Annotated in this window: 18 protein-coding genes; 12 read left to right on the top strand and 6 right to left on the bottom strand. The window is 67.2% G+C overall.

Annotation, left to right across the window (positions count from 1 at the left end; all coding sequences use genetic code 11):
• Positions 1–3: 3 nt before the first annotated feature.
• The 4 genes from ACWDPV_RS10335 to ACWDPV_RS10320 all read left to right on the top strand — a co-directional run bounded on the left by ACWDPV_RS10335 (position 4) and on the right by ACWDPV_RS10320 (position 3,846).
• A complete protein-coding gene (locus ACWDPV_RS10335) occupies positions 4–981 on the top strand; it encodes a VWA domain-containing protein (protein WP_348803785.1) in 978 nt (325 codons plus the stop codon).
• 66 nt (positions 982–1,047) lie between these two features.
• On the top strand, positions 1,048–1,791 hold the full coding sequence (fabG1, locus tag ACWDPV_RS10330) for a 3-oxoacyl-ACP reductase FabG1 (protein WP_348803786.1): 744 nt from the start codon (positions 1,048–1,050) through the stop codon (positions 1,789–1,791).
• Positions 1,792–1,883: 92 nt separating this feature from the next.
• Positions 1,884–2,717: an NADH-dependent enoyl-ACP reductase InhA gene (gene inhA, locus ACWDPV_RS10325; RefSeq protein ID WP_449742877.1), complete on the top strand. Its 834-nt coding sequence runs from the start codon at positions 1,884–1,886 to the stop codon at positions 2,715–2,717.
• Between the two features lie 10 nt (positions 2,718–2,727).
• Positions 2,728–3,846, top strand: a complete 1,119-nt coding sequence (locus ACWDPV_RS10320; RefSeq protein WP_449742876.1) for a ferrochelatase — start codon at positions 2,728–2,730, stop codon at positions 3,844–3,846.
• A gap of 45 nt (positions 3,847–3,891) precedes the next feature.
• Here ACWDPV_RS10320 and ACWDPV_RS10315 read toward each other — a convergent pair whose 3' ends face one another.
• Positions 3,892–4,683 (bottom strand): hypothetical protein, encoded by a 792-nt coding sequence (locus tag ACWDPV_RS10315; RefSeq protein ID WP_449742875.1) that lies wholly within the window; start codon positions 4,681–4,683, stop codon positions 3,892–3,894.
• Between the two features lie 91 nt (positions 4,684–4,774).
• Here ACWDPV_RS10315 and ACWDPV_RS10310 point away from each other — a divergent pair, with 91 nt between their 5' ends.
• The 3 genes from ACWDPV_RS10310 to ACWDPV_RS10300 are packed head-to-tail and all read left to right on the top strand — an operon-like array spanning position 4,775 to position 7,324.
• A complete protein-coding gene (locus ACWDPV_RS10310; RefSeq protein ID WP_449742996.1) occupies positions 4,775–5,602 on the top strand; it encodes a DUF3097 family protein in 828 nt (275 codons plus the stop codon).
• Positions 5,603–5,648: 46 nt separating this feature from the next.
• Positions 5,649–6,077, top strand: coding sequence for an NfeD family protein (locus ACWDPV_RS10305; protein WP_348803790.1), 429 nt, complete (start codon positions 5,649–5,651; stop codon positions 6,075–6,077).
• A complete protein-coding gene (locus ACWDPV_RS10300) occupies positions 6,065–7,324 on the top strand; it encodes an SPFH domain-containing protein (RefSeq protein WP_449742874.1) in 1,260 nt (419 codons plus the stop codon). The genes ACWDPV_RS10305 and ACWDPV_RS10300 overlap by 13 nt, the downstream gene beginning before the upstream one ends.
• 19 nt (positions 7,325–7,343) lie before the next feature.
• On the opposite strand, the gene ACWDPV_RS10295 is transcribed toward ACWDPV_RS10300, so the two are convergent.
• Complete coding sequence (locus tag ACWDPV_RS10295; protein WP_449742873.1) at positions 7,344–8,066, bottom strand: TVP38/TMEM64 family protein; 723 nt, start codon at positions 8,064–8,066, stop codon at positions 7,344–7,346.
• Between the two features lie 131 nt (positions 8,067–8,197).
• Here ACWDPV_RS10295 and ACWDPV_RS10290 point away from each other — a divergent pair, with 131 nt between their 5' ends.
• From ACWDPV_RS10290 to meaB, 3 genes are read left to right on the top strand one after another with little or no spacing between them, the layout of a single operon-like run.
• Positions 8,198–10,144, top strand: a complete 1,947-nt coding sequence (locus ACWDPV_RS10290; protein ID WP_449742872.1) for a methylmalonyl-CoA mutase family protein — start codon at positions 8,198–8,200, stop codon at positions 10,142–10,144.
• Complete coding sequence (gene scpA / locus ACWDPV_RS10285) at positions 10,141–12,405, top strand: methylmalonyl-CoA mutase (RefSeq protein WP_449742871.1); 2,265 nt, start codon at positions 10,141–10,143, stop codon at positions 12,403–12,405. The genes ACWDPV_RS10290 and scpA overlap by 4 nt, the downstream gene beginning before the upstream one ends.
• A 14-nt stretch (positions 12,406–12,419) precedes the next feature.
• On the top strand, positions 12,420–13,418 hold the full coding sequence (meaB, locus tag ACWDPV_RS10280) for a methylmalonyl Co-A mutase-associated GTPase MeaB (protein ID WP_449742870.1): 999 nt from the start codon (positions 12,420–12,422) through the stop codon (positions 13,416–13,418).
• On the opposite strand, the gene ACWDPV_RS10275 is transcribed toward meaB, so the two are convergent.
• Entirely contained in the window at positions 13,415–13,702 is a 288-nt protein-coding gene (locus ACWDPV_RS10275; RefSeq protein WP_449742869.1) for a hypothetical protein, read from the bottom strand. The genes meaB and ACWDPV_RS10275 overlap by 4 nt on opposite strands.
• Positions 13,703–13,765: 63 nt before the next feature.
• Here ACWDPV_RS10275 and ACWDPV_RS10270 point away from each other — a divergent pair, with 63 nt between their 5' ends.
• The gene (locus ACWDPV_RS10270; RefSeq protein ID WP_449742868.1) at positions 13,766–14,149 is read left to right on the top strand and encodes a hypothetical protein; all 384 of its coding nucleotides are present in this window, start codon (positions 13,766–13,768) and stop codon (positions 14,147–14,149) included.
• A gap of 234 nt (positions 14,150–14,383) precedes the next feature.
• Here ACWDPV_RS10270 and ACWDPV_RS10265 read toward each other — a convergent pair whose 3' ends face one another.
• From ACWDPV_RS10265 to ACWDPV_RS10255, 3 genes are all read right to left on the bottom strand, one after another.
• Positions 14,384–15,355, bottom strand: coding sequence for an ABC transporter substrate-binding protein (locus ACWDPV_RS10265; protein ID WP_449742867.1), 972 nt, complete (start codon positions 15,353–15,355; stop codon positions 14,384–14,386).
• A gap of 63 nt (positions 15,356–15,418) precedes the next feature.
• Entirely contained in the window at positions 15,419–16,267 is an 849-nt protein-coding gene (locus ACWDPV_RS10260; RefSeq protein WP_449742866.1) for an SDR family oxidoreductase, read from the bottom strand.
• Positions 16,264–16,959 (bottom strand): isochorismatase family protein, encoded by a 696-nt coding sequence (locus ACWDPV_RS10255; protein WP_449742865.1) that lies wholly within the window; start codon positions 16,957–16,959, stop codon positions 16,264–16,266. The genes ACWDPV_RS10260 and ACWDPV_RS10255 overlap by 4 nt, the downstream gene beginning before the upstream one ends.
• A 31-nt stretch (positions 16,960–16,990) precedes the next feature.
• Here ACWDPV_RS10255 and ACWDPV_RS10250 point away from each other — a divergent pair, with 31 nt between their 5' ends.
• On the top strand, positions 16,991–18,559 hold the full coding sequence (locus tag ACWDPV_RS10250; RefSeq protein WP_449742864.1) for a (2,3-dihydroxybenzoyl)adenylate synthase: 1,569 nt from the start codon (positions 16,991–16,993) through the stop codon (positions 18,557–18,559).
• The last annotated feature ends 18 nt before the right edge of the window (positions 18,560–18,577 follow it).

Genomic DNA, 18,577 nt, shown 5'->3' with positions numbered 1-18,577 from the left:
GCGGTGTTCTCCAACCCCTGGTGGCTGTTCCTTGCCCTGCTCGTCGTCGTCCTCGGCGGCTGTTACGCCTACATCCTGCGTGCGCGTCGCCGGCGTACCCTGCAGTTCGCGAATCTCGAGGTGCTCGACCAGATCACCCCACCCGAGAAGAAATGGATGCGGTGGCTCCGGCACGCCCCGATCGCACTGTTGATGGTCGCGTTGTTGCTGCTGGTGGTGGCCGCCGCCGGTCCGCAGGCCGACCGCAAGGTGCCCCGCAACAAGGCCACGGTCATCCTCGTCATGGACGTCTCCCGATCCATGGAGGCCACCGACGTCGCGCCGTCGCGGATCAAGGCCGCCCAGGCCGCCGCGAAGAAGTTCGCCGACGAACTCACCGACGGCATCAACCTCGGTCTGATCTCCTTTGCCGGCACCGCGTCGAACCTGGTGACGCCCACCCCCGATCACAACGCGACGAAGGCCGCGGTCGACAAGCTGGTGCTCGCCGACAAGACCGCCACCGGTGAGGGCATCTTCGCCGCGATCCAGCAGATCCAGACCCTCAACGCGGTGCTCGGTGGCGCGGCCGGAGCCCCGCCCGCACGGATCGTGCTGCTCTCGGACGGAAAGCAGACCGTCCCGGACGACCCGGACGACCCGCGCGGGGCGTTCACCGCGGCGCGCAAGGCCAAGGAGGAGAACATCCCGGTGTCGACGATCTCGTTCGGCACGATGACGGGCACGGTCGATCTCGACGGTGATCGGGTACCGGTTCCCGTCGATGACGACTCGTTGCGCGAGATCGCCAACCTGTCCGGCGGCACATTCTTCACCGCGTCGAGTCTCGACGAACTCAACAAGGTGTACGAGACACTGCAGGAGGAGATCGGCTACGAGATGCGCAAGGGCGACAACTCCCGTCCGTGGATCATCGCCGGAACCATCCTGGCGATCGTCGCGGTGATCGGGTCGCTGGTGATCAACCAGCGACTCCCCTGAGACGCGGGCCGATACGAACCGGACCTGACGGGAACCGGACAGGGCCGAACCGATAGGTTGGGGCGCATGGTGCAGAGCAACGAAGCCGGAAATGGTGAGAAGGTGTCGCGGTCGGTGCTGGTCACCGGTGGTAACCGGGGGATCGGACTGGCGGTGGCCCGCCGCCTCGCCGCCGACGGCCACAAGGTCGCGGTGACCCACCGCGGTTCGGGAGCGCCCGAGGGGCTGTTCGGCGTCGTCTGCGACGTGACCGACACCGAATCCGTCGACCGGGCGTTCGCCGAGGTCGCCGAGCACCAGGGCCCCGTCGAGGTGGTCGTCTCCAACGCCGGCATCACCGAGGACACGCTGATCATGCGGATGAGCGTGGACAGTTTCGAGAACGTCGTGAACGCCAACCTCACCGGCGCCTTCCGGGTGACCAAGGCGGCCACCCGCGGCATGCTGCGTGCCCGCTGGGGCCGGTTCATCTATCTCGGTTCGGTGGTCGCACTCATGGGTACCCCCGGTCAGGCCAACTACGCCGCGTCCAAGGCCGGCGTGATCGGACTCGCCCGGTCGGTGACGCGTGAGCTCGGTAGCCGCAACATCACCGCCAACGTCGTCGCACCGGGCCTCATCGACACCGACATGACCCGCGGACTGCCAGAGGAATACACCAAGACCGCGGTCGATCAGGCGATTCCGGCCAAGCGCATGGGACAGCCCGAGGAGGTCGCCGCCGTGGTGAGCTTCCTCGCCTCCGACGACTCCGCCTACGTCACCGGCAACGTGATCAACGTCGACGGTGGTCTGGGCATGGGGCACTGACCGTCACGTCCCGCGACTCCCACAGCAGCATCGGCTCACGCCGACCACGGCCCCGCCGACCCGATTCGACCACGTACGACAGGAGCCCCACCATGAGCGGAATCCTGGACGGGAAGACCGTCCTCATCACCGGCATCATCACCGACGCATCGATCGCGTTCCACACCGCCAAGGTCGCCCAGGAACAGGGCGCCAAGGTCATCATCACCGGCATCCCGGAGCGGCTGCGGCTCATCGACCGCATCGCCAAGCGCCTCCCGCAGGAGGTGCCACCGGCCATTCCGCTCGATGTGACCAACGAGGAGTCGCTGTCGGCCCTGGCCGACGCCGTGCGTGAACTCGCCCCCGAAGGCGTTGACGGCGTGGTCCATTCGATCGCCTTCGCCCCCAAGACGCTGATGGGACCGGACGCGGTGCCGTTCCTCGACGGTCCCGGACCGGATGTGGCCAAGGCGTTCGAGATCTCGGCATGGAGTTATGCGTCGCTGGCACGCGCCGCGCTTCCGGTGATGAACGAGGGTGGCTCCATCGTCGGGATGGACTTCGATCCGCGCACGGCGATGCCGGACTACAACTGGATGGGCGTGGCCAAGGCGGCCCTGGAGTCGGTGAACCGTTACGTGGCCCGCGAGGTCGGCTACGCCAAGCGAGTCCGGTCGAATCTGGTCGCCGCCGGACCGATCAAGACCCTTGCGGCCAAGGCGATCTCGGGCACCGCCACCGACGATGCCAAGAAGCTGAACATGCTCAACGACTACTGGAACGGGGCCTCGCCGATCGGCTGGGACGTCAACGACCCGGGTGTGGTCGGCACCAGCGTCTGCACCCTGCTCTCGGATTACCTGCCGGGCACCACCGGTTCGATCATCTACGTCGACGGCGGTGCCAGCCACAACACCTGGTTCCCGGAGGACTTCATCAAGTGAGCGTGCGTCGGTGAGCGACGGGAGTCTCGGCGGCGCAGACGTCGTCGGTGCCGATTTCGATGCCGTGTTGTTCCTGTCCTTCGGCGGGCCCAACGGCCCCGACGAGGTGATGCCGTTCCTGGAGAACGTGACCCGCGGTCGCGGCGTGCCGCGGGAACGGCTCGAGGCGGTCGCCGAACACTACCTCCACTTCGGTGGGGTGTCGCCGATCAATCGCCTCAACCTCGACATGATCGAGACGCTGCGCGCCGAACTCGATTCCCGCGGACGTGGCGCTCTGCCGGTGTACTTCGGGAACCGTAACTGGCATCCGCTCATCGAGGACGTCCTCGTCGACGCCTATGACGACGGGCATCGTCGGTTCCTGCTGTTCCCGACGTCGGCGTGGGGTGGTTACTCCGGATGCCGGCAGTATCACGAGGACATCGAACGTGCGATCGCGGCGTTGACCGTGCGACGCCCCGCATCGGCCTCGGATCCCGTTCTGGTGCGCAAACTCCCGCAGTACTGGGATCATCCGGCCATGGTGGCCGCCGGCCGCGATGCCATCGCCCGGGCGATGGCGGCACTGCCTGACGGCGATCGGGCGGACGGCGATCGGGCGGCGGTGCGGTTGGTGTGCACCGCGCATTCGGTGCCGACGTCCGCCGACGCGGCATCCGGACCCGCCGCCGACGGTGGTGGTCTCTACTCGCGGCAGGTGGCACGCGCCGCCGAACTCGTCGCGCACGCTGCGGGATTCACCGAGTTCGACCAGGTGTGGCAGTCACGATCCGGCCCACCGCAGGTGCCATGGCTGGAGCCGGACATCTGTGATCATCTGGAAAACATTGCCGCCGACGGTGTTACGCGGGTGGTGGTCTATCCGGTCGGGTTCGTCTCCGATCACCTCGAGGTCATCTGGGACCTCGACAACGAGGCCGCCGATCTCGCCGCCCGGCTGGGTATGGCCTACGCACGCGCCGACACGGTCGGCACCGACCGGCGTTTCGTGGCGATGATCGCCGACCTCGTCGATGAGTATGTCTCCGGCGCAGGCGATCTGGGCGCGATGGGATGCGGCGACAACGGGCGGGTGTGCCGTGACCGCTGTTGCGTCCCGGTGCAACGCCCGGCGCGTCGGTCCTGACCGGGCGTCGAGGTCGAGCCGGTCACCGTCGGCGCCCGCAACCGATCACGGTGCAGGGGGCAGGAATTCGGTGATGAGCCGGTTGACCGCTGCGGACCGCGCGGCATGGGTCAGGGTCACCAGTCGCCGCAATTCGCCGTCACCGGCGGACCACTGACCCGCCGTGTCGCCGATGCCCACCCCGTCGCCGGCGAGAGCGACGACGGCCTCGACCTGTGCCGCGGTGGCGATGATACGGGTGATACGGGCGTCGTCGTGCGGGGGCAGTTCCACGAGGTGCCGATGGGTCAGTGTGCGCAGGGTTCCGCGCAGGTCGGCCGGCGCCGTACTGGACCGGGCGCCGACACGCGTGATCAGCTCGGTGGCCGACGACACCGCCTGCCGTAGTTCGTACTCGACGTCCCCGGGCGACCGCGACGGGGTCAGCGGCACCTCGGTGTCGTAGCGCAGCACCGTCCAGCGGTAACTGCCGTCGTGTTCGGCGGGGATCAGGGCCAGCGGCGTGTCCCGACCGCCGTCGTCGACGAGCAGGACCTCGCCGGCGGCCAGGGCCGCCGACGTGGGCGCGCCCGGTGGGAGGCCCTGGGGGTCGCCGGCCACGGGGAGCCGCACCGACAGTCCGCGCGCGCCGCGGAGTCGTCCGAGGAGCGCTAGGACGCCGGTGTGCGACATGTCGGCGCCGTCAGTGCGGTCGTCGACGATGTGCAGGTCCGCCGAGCTCGCCAGGGTGTCGACGACGTCGTCGGGGGAGCAGCGACCGGCGATCCAGGCCGCGGCCCATGCCCCGAGGGCGCAGGCCGGCCAGGCCGCTGCGATGCCGTGGTCGGTACTGGTCATAGGCACTCCACAGTACCGTCGGGCATGCTGGTCGGCCCGACGGCGTGGCACCCACGTCTTGGGGCACCTGTTAACTAGCGTGGCCGGAGTGATGAATGATCGATACGGACGAGATGTCTTGTCGTCGCCGCGTCGGGCCACACCACGAGTGCCCGAGGTCGCCGCCGAACGCGATCTGGTCGTCGAGGACGCGGCGAGCGGATTCTGCGGCGCTGTCGTCGGCCATGAGAAGAGCTACGCCGGTGACCTGGTCCGACTCGAGGACCGGCATGGGCGCACGCGGGTGTTCCTGATGCATCCGGCCGCGTTCCTCATCGACGGGAAGCCGGTCACATTGGTGCGGCCACGCGGCCGCGGTCCCGTCGCCGCGACACGCACCGCGTCCGGGTCGCGGGTGGCACCCACGACCCGGGCCCGTCGGGCGCGCGCGAGTCGGATCTTCGTCGAGGGCGTCCACGACGCCACGCTGATCGAACGCGTGTGGGGTGCCGACCTGCGCGCGGAGGGTGTGGTGGTCGTCGGTCTCGACGGACTCGACAACCTCGACGTCGTGCTCGAGGAGTTCGGGCCCGCCGCACATCGTCGTGCCGGTGTCCTCGTCGATCACCTCGTCGCGGGGTCCAAGGAGGAACGCCTGACCGCCGATGTCGGTGAACACGTGCTGGTGTGCGGGCATCGGTTCATCGACGTCTGGGAGGCCGTCAAACCGGCCTCGGTCGGCATCACCGCGTGGCCGAGGGTGCCGCGCGGGGAGGACTGGAAGACCGGGATCTGCACCCGATTGGGCTGGGGCACACCGCAAGACGGCTGGCGTCGGGTGCTCGGCGGAGTGTCGGGGTACAAGGATCTGGAGGTCGATCTGCTCCGGCCGGTCGAGGAACTCATCGACTTCGTGACCGCCGCCGACGGCGACGCCTGACCTCGAGTCGGGCTGCCGTCGGCCGGGTGTCTGGCAGACTGGTGACATGAGCGCATTGCTCTGGCTCGCAGCCGTCATCGTGTTGCTGATCGGCGAGATGGTCAGCGGCGATCTCGTGCTGCTCATGCTCGGGGGTGGAGCGCTCGCGGCGTCGGCCACCGACTTCCTGTTCTCCCCGCCGATCTGGGTGGACGGCATCGTCTTCGCCGTCGTGTCGGTCCTGCTGCTCGCATTCGTGCGCCCGGTTGCCAAGCGGCACATGCTTTCTCGTCCCGCGCTGCTGACCAACACCGAGGCGCTGGAGGGCAAGCACGCGACCGTCACCGCGCGTGTCGATGAGCACGAGGGCCTGGTCAAGATCGGTGGGGACATCTGGTCGGCCCGGTCGATGACCCCCGGTGACGTCTTCGAGGCCGGCGACGAGGTGACCGTGATGCAGATCGACGGCGCGACCGCCGTCGTATGGAAAGGGTGAGTGGCGTGGAGTATCTCGGACTGGCAATCGCGGTCCTGCTGATCGTGCTGGTGGTGGTGGTGCTGGCGAAGTCGGTGGCGCTGATCCCGCAGGCGGAGGCCGCCGTGATCGAGCGACTGGGCCGGTACACCCGGACCGTGTCCGGCCAACTGACGTTGCTGGTGCCGTTCATCGACCGTATCCGGGCGCGCGTCGACATCCGTGAACGCGTCGTGTCCTTCCCTCCGCAACCGGTGATCACCGAGGACAACCTGACCCTCTCGATCGACACGGTCGTCTACTTCCAGGTCACCAATCCGCGGTCGGCGGTGTACGAGATCGACGACTACATCGCCGGTGTGGAGCAGTTGACCATCACCACGCTGCGCAACGTGGTCGGCGGCATGACCCTCGAGGAGACCCTCACCTCGCGTGACTCGATCAACGGTCAACTCCGCGGCGTCCTCGACGAGGCCACCGGCCGGTGGGGACTGCGGGTGGCACGAGTCGAACTGAAGTCGATCATGCCGCCACCGTCGATCCAGGAGTCGATGGAAAAGCAGATGAAGGCCGACCGCGAGAAGCGCGCCACCATCCTGGCGGCCGAGGGCCAACGCGAATCGGCGATCAAGACCGCAGAAGGTGCCAAGCAAAGTCAGATCCTGGCCGCCGAGGGCGCAAAGCAGGCCGCGATCCTCAGCGCCGAAGCCGACCGGCAGTCACGGATCCTCCGCGCCCAGGGTGACCGTGCCGCGACCTACCTGAAGGCGCAGGGCGAGGCGAAGGCGATCCAGAAGACCTTCGCCGCGGTCAAGTCCGCCAAACCCACCCCGGAGATCCTGGCCTATCAGTACCTGCAGCAGATCCCCGAGATGGCCAAGGGTGAGGCCAGCAAGGTGTGGGTGCTACCCACCGACTTCGGTTCGGCCCTGCAGGGATTCGCGAAGTCCTTCGGCGTCCAGGGCGACGACGGGGTGTTCCGGTATCAACCCGCCGACGACCCGGCGCCCGACGTCGACGATTCCGAGACCGAGACGTGGTTCGACATGTCGACCGATCCCAAGGTCGCAGAGGCGGTCGCCGCCGCCGAGGCCGTGGCACGACAGCCCGTCGAACCCGAGGTTCCGGTGCGTCGACCGGGAATCGCGAGGCCGGACATCGCGACCCCGGGGATCGGCGGCGGCACGGGCATCGAGACTCCCGCGGTACCGGGTGTGCCGCAGACACCCGCCGTTGATGGGCCGGTGGGCGGGTATCAGCCCGGCTGAGCCCGCAATCCGGGATCGATCAGGTCCGCTGTCGGACCGGCATCCGTGCGTCGAGGATGAGCCCGACCACACCGATGGCGAAGAAGCATCCGCTGAGGGCGATCAGCCACGGATTGCGGGTGCCGGTCAGCGCGTCACCGAGCAACACGACCGCCGTCGTACCCGGTGCCATGGCGACGACCGTCGCGATCATGTATGGCACGACGCGCACCGACGAGAGTCCTGCCGAGTAGTTCAGAAGCCAGAACGGACAGATCGGGATGAGGCGCAGCGACCCGACGGCGAGCCACCCGCGGGTGTTGAGGCGATACTCGACGGCGCGCATCACCGGTCGACGCAAGTGTTTCTGCACGCGTTCCTGTCCGACCCGCCGGGAGATCTCGAATGCCAGGAAGGCAGCGGTGGTGGCCGCGATCATCGCCCCGACCAAGCCCACGACCGGACCGAAGAAGACACCCGACATGACGGTGAAGATCGTCCGGGGGATCGGGAGCAGGGTGCACAGCACGTATGCGACGAAGAACACCCAGACGAATGCCGGTCCGAGGTGTTCACCCCAGCTTCGGACACTGGAGATCGACGGAATCGGGATGAGATAGGAGATGGCCAGCACCGCGCAGAGGGCGAGAAACCCGATCACCGCATTGCGGATGTTCCGTCGTCCCTGCGCCTGGACTGGGTGCGCCGATGCCGACCGACCCGTCGTCGTGGCGTCGTCGGTGATGGGAGAATCGGAGGGCACCGACTCACTTTACCGGCCGTGACGGCGTGGCATATCTCACGATGCCGACCACATGCGTCGACCGAGCGAGCGATCGGCTAAGGTCATTTACGCTCTCGAACCGAGTGCACGACGGAGGTGTGTCCCACACGATGCCCGAGCAACCAGCCCAAGCTCAGCCGACACTCGATGAGGCCTATCAGACGTGGTCGACGGCCGCGGCGGCGGTGTTGGCCAAGTCCCGACGAGTCGAGGTCGCGGATCTGCCCGACAGTCCCGAGGCCCTGCTGTCGACGCAGACGCGAGACGGTCTCACCATTCGCCCGCTCTACACACGCCGCGACGAGGTGACCGAGCCCGGAGTCCCCGGCCGGTTCCCCTATGTGCGGGGCGCCGACCCCGAGCGTGACGTGCTGACCGGGTGGCGGGTGACCGAACGTTTCGGCGACCCGACCACCGGCGAATCCGGCACCACGGCGATCTCCGAGATCAACACCACCATCCTCGAGGCGATGACCAACGGCGCGAGTGGACTGTGGCTCAAGGTCGGCGAGGCCATCGGCGTCGACGACCTCGCCGGAGTTCTCGCCGGTGTCTACCTCGACCTCGTACCGGTCACCCTGGACGCTGGGGTTCTGGGCATCGACGCCGCTCGTGCGCTGCTCGATCTCAAGAAGGCATCCGCATCGGTATCCGGTGCCGCGGCACCGACCGCTGCCACCACGGTGTCGCTGGGTCTGTCCCCGTTGACCGCCGCCTTCTCCGGTCGTGACACCGTCGATCCGGCGGCGGCAACCGCGCTCGCCGTCGAGGTCGCCACCGACGGCCCGGCCGGGGTGCGAACGCTGCGCGTGGACGGCACCGATTTCGCGACCGCCGGCGCCGACAACGGACTCGAGCTCGCGCTCGTCGTCGCCGCGGCCGTGGCGCATCTGCGCGAGCTGACCGCCGCGGGACTCGGCGTGGATCAGGCACTCGGACAGATCTCCTTCGCGGTGTCCGTCGACGACGACCAGTTCGCCGGAATCGCCAAACTGCGAGCCCTGCGTCGCGTGTGGGCGCGGGTGGCCGACGTGCTCGGCGCACGTGCGGCCGGAGCGGCCCTGACCCACGCGGTCACCGATCTGTCGATGTACTCGCAGCGTGACCCGTGGGTGAACATGCTGCGTAGCACGATCGGAGCTTTCGGCGGCGGCGTCGGCGGTGCCGACCAGGTGACCGTCCTCGGCTTCGACGCGGCCATTCCGGCCGACCACCGCACCTCGAGCGCGACGTTCTCGCGACGCATCGCACGGAACACGCAGCTGCTGCTGCTCGAGGAATCCAACGTCGGACGCGTCCTCGATCCCGCCGGTGGTTCATGGTTCGTCGAATCGCTGACCGACGACCTCGCCGCCAACGCGTGGGCGGTCTTCGGCGACATCGAGGCCAGGGGTGGCTACCGTGCGGCCCTCGACGACGGCTGGATCGCCGAGCGGGTTGCCGAATCGCTGGCCACCCGCGACGTCGAGGTCGCCCACCGTCGCGAGTCAGTGACCGGTGTCAACGAATTCCCGAACCTCGACGAGAAGCCGCTGGGAGCCGACGTCTCCACCGCGACGGACCTCGTCGGTGCGACCCCACGACTCGCCCGGGTCGGCCGGGCCTTCGAGGCACTGCGTGACCGGTCCGACGGGGTGCTCGCCGCGACCGGTTCTCGTCCCCGGATCCTGTTGCTGCCGTTGGGAAGTGTCGCCGAGCACAACGGCCGCACCACCTTTGTCGCCAACCTCCTCGCGGCCGGTGGCATCTCGGCGATCAATCCCGGACCGCTGACGGCCGAGGCCATCGCAGGAGCCGTCGCCGACGTGGACACCTCGATCGCCGTCCTCTGCGGCACCAAGGCGCGGTACGCCTCCGACGGTGCCGCCGCGCTCGCCGCGGCCCGTGCCGCGGGTCTCGAGAAGGTGCTGCTCGCCGGCCCCGATCGTGAATGGCCGGCCGGAGACGACACCCCGGATGGCTCGCTACGTGTCGGGATCGACGCGGTGACCACCCTGACCGAACTGTTCGACCGGCTCGCACCCGCCGAGCCCGCGACCTCGGGAGCATCCGCATGACCAACACCGAACAGCGAACCGCCATACCGAGTTTCGCCGACGTCCCCCTCGACTTCGACGTCCCCGAAGTGAGCGCCGACGCCGGCAACGACGTCATCGAGACGTTGTCGGGTGCCCACGGCTACACCACCGAGCAGGTCACCTGGAGCACCCCGGAGCAGATCGACGTGCAGCCGGTGTACACCCGCGCCGACCGTGACGCGGTCACCGCAGACGACGACCATCCGTATCCGCTGGATTCGATTCCCGGATCGGCGCCGTTCATCCGGGGTCCGTATCCGACGATGTACGTGAATCAGCCGTGGACGATCCGTCAGTACGCGGGCTTCTCAACCGCCGCCGAGTCGAACGCCTTCTACCGTCGCAACCTCGCGGCCGGGCAGAAGGGCCTGTCGGTGGCCTTCGACCTCGCGACCCACCGTGGCTACGACTCCGATCATCCCCGTGTGGCCGGGGACGTTGGTATGGCCGGCGTGGCGATCGACTCGATCCTCGACATGCGCCAGCTGTTCGACGGTATCGACCTGGGCAGCGTCTCGGTGTCGATGACGATGAACGGCGCGGTGCTGCCGATTCTGGCGCTGTATGTCGTTGCGGCAGAAGAGCAGGGCGTGCCACCGGAGAAGCTCGCCGGGACCATCCAGAACGACATCCTCAAAGAGTTCATGGTCCGCAACACCTACATCTATCCGCCGAAACCGTCGATGCGGATCATCTCGAACATCTTCGAGTACACCAGCCAGAAGATGCCGAAGTTCAACTCGATCTCGATCTCCGGCTACCACATTCAGGAAGCCGGGGCGACCGCCGATCTGGAGTTGGCGTACACCCTTGCCGATGGTGTCGAGTACATCCGGGCGGGTCTCGACGCGGGTCTGGACATCGACAAGTTCGCACCGCGACTGTCGTTCTTCTGGGGTATCGGCATGAACTTCTTCATGGAGGTCGCCAAGCTGCGCGCGGGCCGTCTGCTGTGGAGCGAACTGGTCGCCCAGTTCGATCCGAAGAGCGCGAAATCGCTGTCCCTGCGTACACATTCGCAAACCTCGGGTTGGTCGCTGACCGCACAGGACGTGTTCAACAACGTCGCCCGCACCTGCGTGGAGGCGATGGCTGCCACCCAGGGACACACCCAGTCGCTGCACACCAACGCCCTCGACGAGGCGATCGCCCTGCCGACCGACTTCTCCGCGCGTATCGCGCGCAACACGCAGCTGCTGCTGCAGCAGGAATCGGGGACGACGCGACCCATCGATCCGTGGGCCGGTTCGAACTACGTCGAGTGGCTGACCCACCAGTTGGCGCAGAAGGCCCGCGCTCACATCGCCGAGGTCGAGGAGACCGGCGGAATGACCCAGGCCATCAACGAGGGCCTGCCGAAGCTTCGCATCGAAGAGGCGGCCGCACGCACCCAGGCGCGAATCGACTCGGGTCAGCAACCGTTGATCGGCGTGAACAAGTACCGGGTGGCCGACGACGAGGAGATCGAGGTCCTCAAGGTCGAGAACTCCAAGGTGCGCGCCGAACAGCTCGACAAGCTCGAACGTCTTCGCGCAGGCCGGGATTCGGTGGCGGTGGAGGCGGCGCTGGCCAATCTCACCCGGGCCGCCGCGGCCACCGAGGGTGGCATGGAGAACAACCTGATGGCCCTGGCCATCGAGGCGGCACGGCAACAGGCGACGGTCGGTGAGATCTCCGCCGCGCTGGAAAAGGTCTATGGTCGGCACCAGGCAGAGATCAAGACCATCAGCGGGGTGTATCGACATGAGGTGGGCGAAGTGACCGGCGTCGACGCCGCCACCAAGATCGTCGCGGAGTTCGCCGAGGCGGAGGGCCGCCGTCCCCGCGTACTGGTGGCCAAGATGGGCCAGGACGGCCACGACCGAGGTCAGAAGGTGATCGCGACAGCGTTCGCCGATCTCGGTTTCGACGTCGACGTGGGCCCGCTGTTCGCCACGCCCGAAGAGGTGGCCGCGCAGGCCGCCGACAACGATGTGCATGTCGTCGGCGTGTCGTCGTTGGCCGCCGGACACCTCACCCTGGTGCCGGCACTTCGGGAGGCCCTCGAGAAGGTGGGTCGTCCGGACATCATGATCGTGGTCGGTGGCGTGATCCCGCCCGGCGACTTCGACGAGTTGTACGAGGCCGGCGCCGCCGCGATCTTCCCGCCCGGCACGGTCATCGCCGACTCGGCGGTGGAGCTGGTCAACAAGCTGGCCGACAACCTCGGCCTCGAACTCGCGGGCGCCGCGTCGGAGTGACCGGTACAGCGAGGGTGACGCGACGCCCGATCGACGTCGACGAGCTCGAGAAGGCGATCCTGGAGGACGGTCGCGCCGAATTGGCGCGTGCGATCACGCTGGTGGAGTCGACACGTCCCGAACATCGGGCGGCCGCCCAGGAGCTGTTACTCCGGTTGACTCCGCACGCGGGCAAGTCATTTCGCGTGGGAATCACCGGTGTGCCCGGGGTGGGGAAGTCGACGACGATCGAGGCGCTCGGGCTCTATCTGATCGAGAAGGGTCACAAGGTCGCGGTTCTCGCGGTGGATCCGTCGTCGACGCGCACCGGCGGGTCCATCCTCGGTGACAAGACGCGGATGGCGCGGCTGTCGATGGATCGACGCGCCTACATCCGTCCGTCGCCGACGTCGGGCACTCTCGGTGGTGTCACCAAGGCGACAAGGGAGACGATCGTCCTCGTCGAGGCCGCGGGCTTCGATGTGGTACTCGTGGAGACCGTCGGTGTCGGACAGTCGGAGGTGGCCGTGGCCAATATGGTCGACACCTTCTCGTTCCTGACTCTCGCCCGCACCGGTGACTCCCTGCAGGGCATCAAGAAGGGCGTGCTCGAACTCGCCGACGTGATCGTCGTCAACAAGGCCGACGGCAAACACCTCAACGAGGCCAAATCGGCTGCGCGCGAACTGAAGAATGCGCTGAAACTGATCTATCCGCACGACGCGCTGTGGTTCCCGCCGGTGCAGACGATGAGTGCGATCGAGAACACCGGAGTCGACGACTACTGGGCGGCGATCGAGAAGCACCGCGAAACACTGATGGCTGCAGGCGAATTCGACGCGCGCCGCAGCCGTCAGCAGATCGACTGGATGTGGGAGATGGCGCGTGAGACCGTGGTGTCCCGTCTCGCCAACAGCCCAGCCGTCAAGGCCACGCGCGCCGACATCGAAAACCGTGTCCGCGGAGCAGAATTGACGCCGGCTCTCGGTGCGGCACAGATCGTCGAGATCTTCGACGGCGAATCGCGCACCTAGTTCCGCCCGGTCGAGCAACCGGAGCCGCAGACACCGACGCTGTCGACGCCGAAGCGATCGATGCCGAAACTGCTGACCTCGAAGCCGACGCCGCTGACGCTGACGCAGGTGGTGAGGCCGAGCCCGACACTCACCACGACCACGAGGACGCGGCACCGACCGTCGAGGCCGAAATTCCCTCCGACCGTGGTGTTCCGAGTGACCACCAGGCTCCGACCGCCGACGCCGCGACCATCGTCGACACCGTCGACAGCGCAGGCAGCATCGGCGAGGATGACGGCCACGAGTCCGGCGTCGCTGATCGCCTGAACCAGGCGTCGACGAATACGGCTCGGGCGTAGTCCAATGTGATCAGGTCGAGCCCCGACCAGCGGGACAGGCCCGACGCCATTGGCGACGAGCACTCCGGCGAATCCGGTGTCATCGACACCGGGGAGATCGACCTGGTCATCTTCGACGGAGACGGTGTTGCGATCGCCGACGATCCCGACGACCCAGCCACCACTGCCGGGTTGGAGCGCGCCTCGCGTACCCGGATTCGTGTCCGCGACACGACCACCGAAGGACAACAACGCGAGCGCCGCATCCGTGATGGCGGCATCCGTACCACCACCTGTGCCAACCGCGAACGTGAGCCTGAGGAACTGGCCGCCATCGGCATGAACCCACGCAACAGCGGGGTCGAACGTGTCCTGGCCGCCCGGCTCCACCACCGGCTCGACACCTGCTGAACCAGCCCGCCCGCCGGGACTGGCCGGCCGCACCGCCGCAGAATCGTTGTGGCCGGGGAATGTCCGGCGCACACTGCGTGGTCTTGACTCACGGCTCGAACGGCGAAAGGGCCTGCTCGACCAGCGAATCAAAGTGGCTGGGCCGGCACCGGCCAGGGGGGTCGTACTGCACAACGAAGCCGGTGTGGGTGATCTGAATCACCCACACCGGCTCGTCGCAATCGGTCCGCCGGATCAGAGCTTGGCGGCCACCGGATTCAGGGTGTTGATGACGAAACCGACCGACGGTGCGCTCGGCACACTGAACGCGGGCTGCGTGTCGTCGTTGAGGAACACCACGGTCCCGTTCTTGACGGCGGTGAGGTTACTCCAACCCGGAATCTTCTGCACCGCAGCGAAATCGCCGCCCGGAACGTAGGCGATCAGCAGATCGGAGTTCAGCAGGTCAATGCGCTCGGGGGAGATTCGCGACCGTGTCTGCCCCTCTGTGTGCTGCGCGGCGACCTCGGGGTTGAGGGTGAAGCCCAGTTGCGCGATCAGACCGGCAGCGGGATCCTCGGTCGTGTTGACCGCACCGATCTGACCGGTCGGCATGACCTGTGCGAAGGTGAAGGTCTTACCCTGCGAACCGGGGTTGTCGGACTTGAACTTCGAGATCTTCGCATTCGTCTCGTCGATCAGCTTCTGAGCCTGATCCTGCACACCGAAGATCTGCCCGGTGGTGGTGGCCAGCTGTTCCCAGGTGTCCACCGTGGCGCCCTTGTTGATCAGCGGAATGGTGGGCGCGATCTCGCTGAGCTGGTTGTAGCGGTTCTGGTCACCGAGCGGCCCGGCCAGGATGAGATCGGGGTTGTACTTGGCCAACTCGGCCACCGTCACCTGCGTGGGATCGGCGACCTTGACGACCTCCGCATTGTTCTGCGGTGTCCACGAGTACGTCGGTGAAGATTCCGGCACGAAACTTGCCGTGATCGGGATGTCCAGCGCCGCAAGCGTGTCGGTCCAGTCGGTGAGCAGAGTGACCACACGTGTCGGCTTCGCCTTGATCTCGGTCGAGCCGTACTCGTGCGTGATGGTGACCGGCGAGAACGATGCGTCACTCGAGGACGAGTCCTCATCGGGAGACGAGCAGGCGCCGAGGAACGCTGTCATGCCGATGGCGACGGCCACTACCAGGCCGCGCAGCATCAATCGGGAATTTCTCACGAGAATTGATTCCAATCGTCGGGGTTGTTGGTCGGGAGAATGAGCAGGGATGGTGGATCGCCGTCAGCTGTCCAATGTCGCACCTCCGTCGACCCGGAGGTCGTGCATCGTGATGTGTCGCGCCGCGTCGGAGGCCAAGAAGACGACCGTCTCTGCGATGTCTCGTGCTTCGGCGATCCTCCCCAAGGGAATACCGAGGCGGAATTGCGTTGCATCACCGGCCAATACGGTAGTGCGGTCATCGTCCGACGACCACATGCCGCGCAGCATCGGCGTGTTGGTCGAGCCGGGTGATACCACGTTCACGCGTACCCCGGATGGTGCCGCGGCCAATCCGATGCTGCGTGCATAGGAGGTCGCGGCCGCCTTGGATGCGGCGTAGGCAGGGAAGGCGGACCGTGGCGTGGCACTCGCGTTGCTCGAGACGACGACCACCACTCCGTGGCGATGCTCCACCAGCGTCGGAACTGCCGCGTCGAGAAGATTCCGAACCCCGCCGGCGTTGACCGCCATGCACAGATCCCAGTCGTCACTCATCACTCCGGCCGCCGAGACGACGATGCCCACTGGTCCGTGCTCGCGCGCGACGGCGTCCCAGGCGGCCGCCACGGCCTCGCGATCGGTGATGTCGACGTCGGCGATGTCACCGGCCCGAGCGGGGCGGTCGTGCACGTCATCGGGTGCCGTGCCGTGCACGTCATCGCGCGCCGTGCCGTGCACGTCATCGCGCGCCGTGCCGTGCACGTCATCGGGCGCCGTGCCGTTGTCCTCGTGGACATCCCAGCCGATCACGGTGGCACCGGAGTCGCGCAGCACCGCGCAGACTGCGGATCCGATACCGCCTGCGGCGCCGGTGACGACGGCGACCTCACCCACCACCCCGGCGACGGGCGTCCGTGGATCGTCGCTCATGCGGTGATTCCGGACCGGCCACGCGCGCCGGGATCGTCGGTGCGAGCTGTCCCGCCCTGCGTCGGCGGCGTGATCGACGAGATCACCGCGGCGGCATCCAGGACACGTCCCGCGCGCTTGCCGATGTAGTCGGCCGCCATTCGATGCTCATCGGCGCTGAAGTCGGCCATGGCGTCGACGACGAAGAACGGGGCGACATCGCTCATGAAGGCCTCGGTCGCGCTGATCATGCATCCCATGTGCGCGTACACCCCGACCACGATCAGCTGATCCCGGCCGTGATGGGCGAGCAACTGCCGCAGATCGGTGCGTTGGAATCCGGAGTACCGCCATTTGGTGACGCAGATGTCGTCCGGCCCCGGAGTCAGTTGGGGAATAATTTCCTCGTCTCGTCCGGAACTGAGACCGCGGCCCCAGAACTCCGAGAGGATGCCACGTCGGGACGGATGCTGATCACCGGGCTGGGCCGTGTAGACGACCGGCACTCCGACCGCATGGCAGGCATCGCGAATCGCCACCATGTTGGGGAGCGCGGTCGCCATCGGCTCATGATCGAGTCGATAGGCATCAATGAAGTAGCGCTGCATGTCGTGGATGAGAAGTGCGCATCGATCGGGGTGCAGCGTCCAGTCGACCCGGGCAGGGAACGGCCCGTCGGGTATACGGTAAGGAGCTATGGGCGGAATGGACACAGCATTAGGGTAGCCTCACCTTGTGCGTGCGATGTCATGGCCCTCCGAACTTGCTGACCACTATCGCGAGAACGGGGTGTGGACCGACGACACCTTCGACGACATCGTCGCACGTCGGGCCGCGGATCCGGCGTTCGCGGACAAGCTCGCGGTGGTCGACGTGGATCGTTCGCTGACCTATGCCGAACTCGATGATCGGGTGGGTCGTCTGGCCGCCGGCCTCGCTACCCTCGGTATCGCGCCGGACGATCGGGTCCTGCTACAGATCCCGAACTCCGTCGAGTACGTCGAAGTGGTGTTCGCACTGTTCCGCCTACGGGCCCTGCCGGTGTTCGGTCTGCCAGCTCACCGCGAGAACGAGCTAGTCGGTATCGCGCGGTCGGCCGGGGCGGTGGCGATCATCTCCCCGGCGTCGGCGCCGGGTTTCGACTATCGCGGTCTCGCGCGGTCGGTCGCCGACCAGGTTGACACGGTCGGTCACCTCATCGACTCGGATGTACTCGAGGAGATCTGGGCCGACCCCATCGATCACGGTCGGGCCGACCCGGAGGATCTCGGATTCCTGCAATTGTCCGGTGGTAGTACGGGCGTACCGAAGTTGATTCCCCGCACCCACGCCGACTACCTGTACAGCGTGCGGCGCAGCAACGAGGTCTGCGGCGTCGACGAGAACACGGTGTACCTCGTCGTCCTGCCGGCCGCCCACAATTTCCCGATGAGTTCACCTGGCATCCTCGGCGCCCTGCACGCCGGTGGCACGGTCGTGTTGTCGGCGGCCCCGTTGCCGTCGGTGGCGTGGGAGCTGGTCGCACGGGAGCGGGTCACCATGGTCGGGTTGGTGCCACCGCTCGCCCGCGTTTGGACCGAAACCGCGGAGAACGGAACGGCTTTCGACCTGTTGAGCCTGCAGACCGTGCAGGTGGGAGGTGCCCGCTGTCCGGATGAACTCGCGCAGCGGATCGGCCCCGCATTGGGTGCACGACTCCAGCAGGTCTTCGGCATGGCCGAGGGACTGGTCTGTTACACCCGGCTCGACGATCCTGACGACGAGATCACCACCACGCAGGGCCGACCCATGTCGGAGTGGGACCAACTGCGCCTCGTCGACGAGGACGGGGTCCCCGTCACCGACGGGCCGGGCTTCCTGGAGACGCAGGGGCCCTATACGATTCGTTCGTACTGGGAGGGAGCGAGCCCCACATCCTTTGCCGCCGACGGCTGGTATCGCACCGGCGACGTCGTCGAGTTCACCGCGCTGGGCAACCTGGTGGTGCGGGGGCGGGGCACCGACCGCATCAACCGTGGCGGCGAGAAGGTGTCCGCCGAACAACTCGAAGAGCATCTCCTTGCACATCCGTCGGTCCGGGATGCGATCGTCGTCGCCGCCTCCGACACCTACCTCGGCGAGCGGACCTGTGCCTACGTGATCCCCGCCGACCGCGACGATCCGCCCACGCTCGCCGCAATCCGCGCATTCGTGCGCCGCGCAGGTCTGGCGGAGTGGAAGCTACCCGATGCGATCACGGTGATCGACGAGTTCCCCGAGACCGGCGTCGGCAAGGTCAGCCGAAAGAAACTGCGCGAGTTGCTGACCCGCTGATCGGGCTCAGAGTCCCGT

This window comes from Gordonia sp. NPDC003504, from assembly GCF_053587995.1.
This window is presented reverse-complemented; position numbering and strand designations above follow the sequence as displayed.

Coding starts and splice junctions, on each gene's coding strand:
- ACWDPV_RS10315 (WP_449742875.1), bottom strand. CDS start 4,683: ATGACCAGTACCGACCACGGCATCGCAGCGGCCTGGCCGGCCTGCGCC.
- ACWDPV_RS10260 (WP_449742866.1), bottom strand. CDS start 16,267: ATGAGCGACGATCCACGGACGCCCGTCGCCGGGGTGGTGGGTGAGGTC.
- scpA (WP_449742871.1), top strand. CDS start 10,141: ATGACCAACACCGAACAGCGAACCGCCATACCGAGTTTCGCCGACGTC.
- inhA (WP_449742877.1), top strand. CDS start 1,884: ATGAGCGGAATCCTGGACGGGAAGACCGTCCTCATCACCGGCATCATC.
- ACWDPV_RS10250 (WP_449742864.1), top strand. CDS start 16,991: ATGTCATGGCCCTCCGAACTTGCTGACCACTATCGCGAGAACGGGGTG.
- fabG1 (WP_348803786.1), top strand. CDS start 1,048: ATGGTGCAGAGCAACGAAGCCGGAAATGGTGAGAAGGTGTCGCGGTCG.
- ACWDPV_RS10290 (WP_449742872.1), top strand. CDS start 8,198: ATGCCCGAGCAACCAGCCCAAGCTCAGCCGACACTCGATGAGGCCTAT.
- ACWDPV_RS10300 (WP_449742874.1), top strand. CDS start 6,065: ATGGAAAGGGTGAGTGGCGTGGAGTATCTCGGACTGGCAATCGCGGTC.
- ACWDPV_RS10310 (WP_449742996.1), top strand. CDS start 4,775: ATGAATGATCGATACGGACGAGATGTCTTGTCGTCGCCGCGTCGGGCC.
- ACWDPV_RS10305 (WP_348803790.1), top strand. CDS start 5,649: ATGAGCGCATTGCTCTGGCTCGCAGCCGTCATCGTGTTGCTGATCGGC.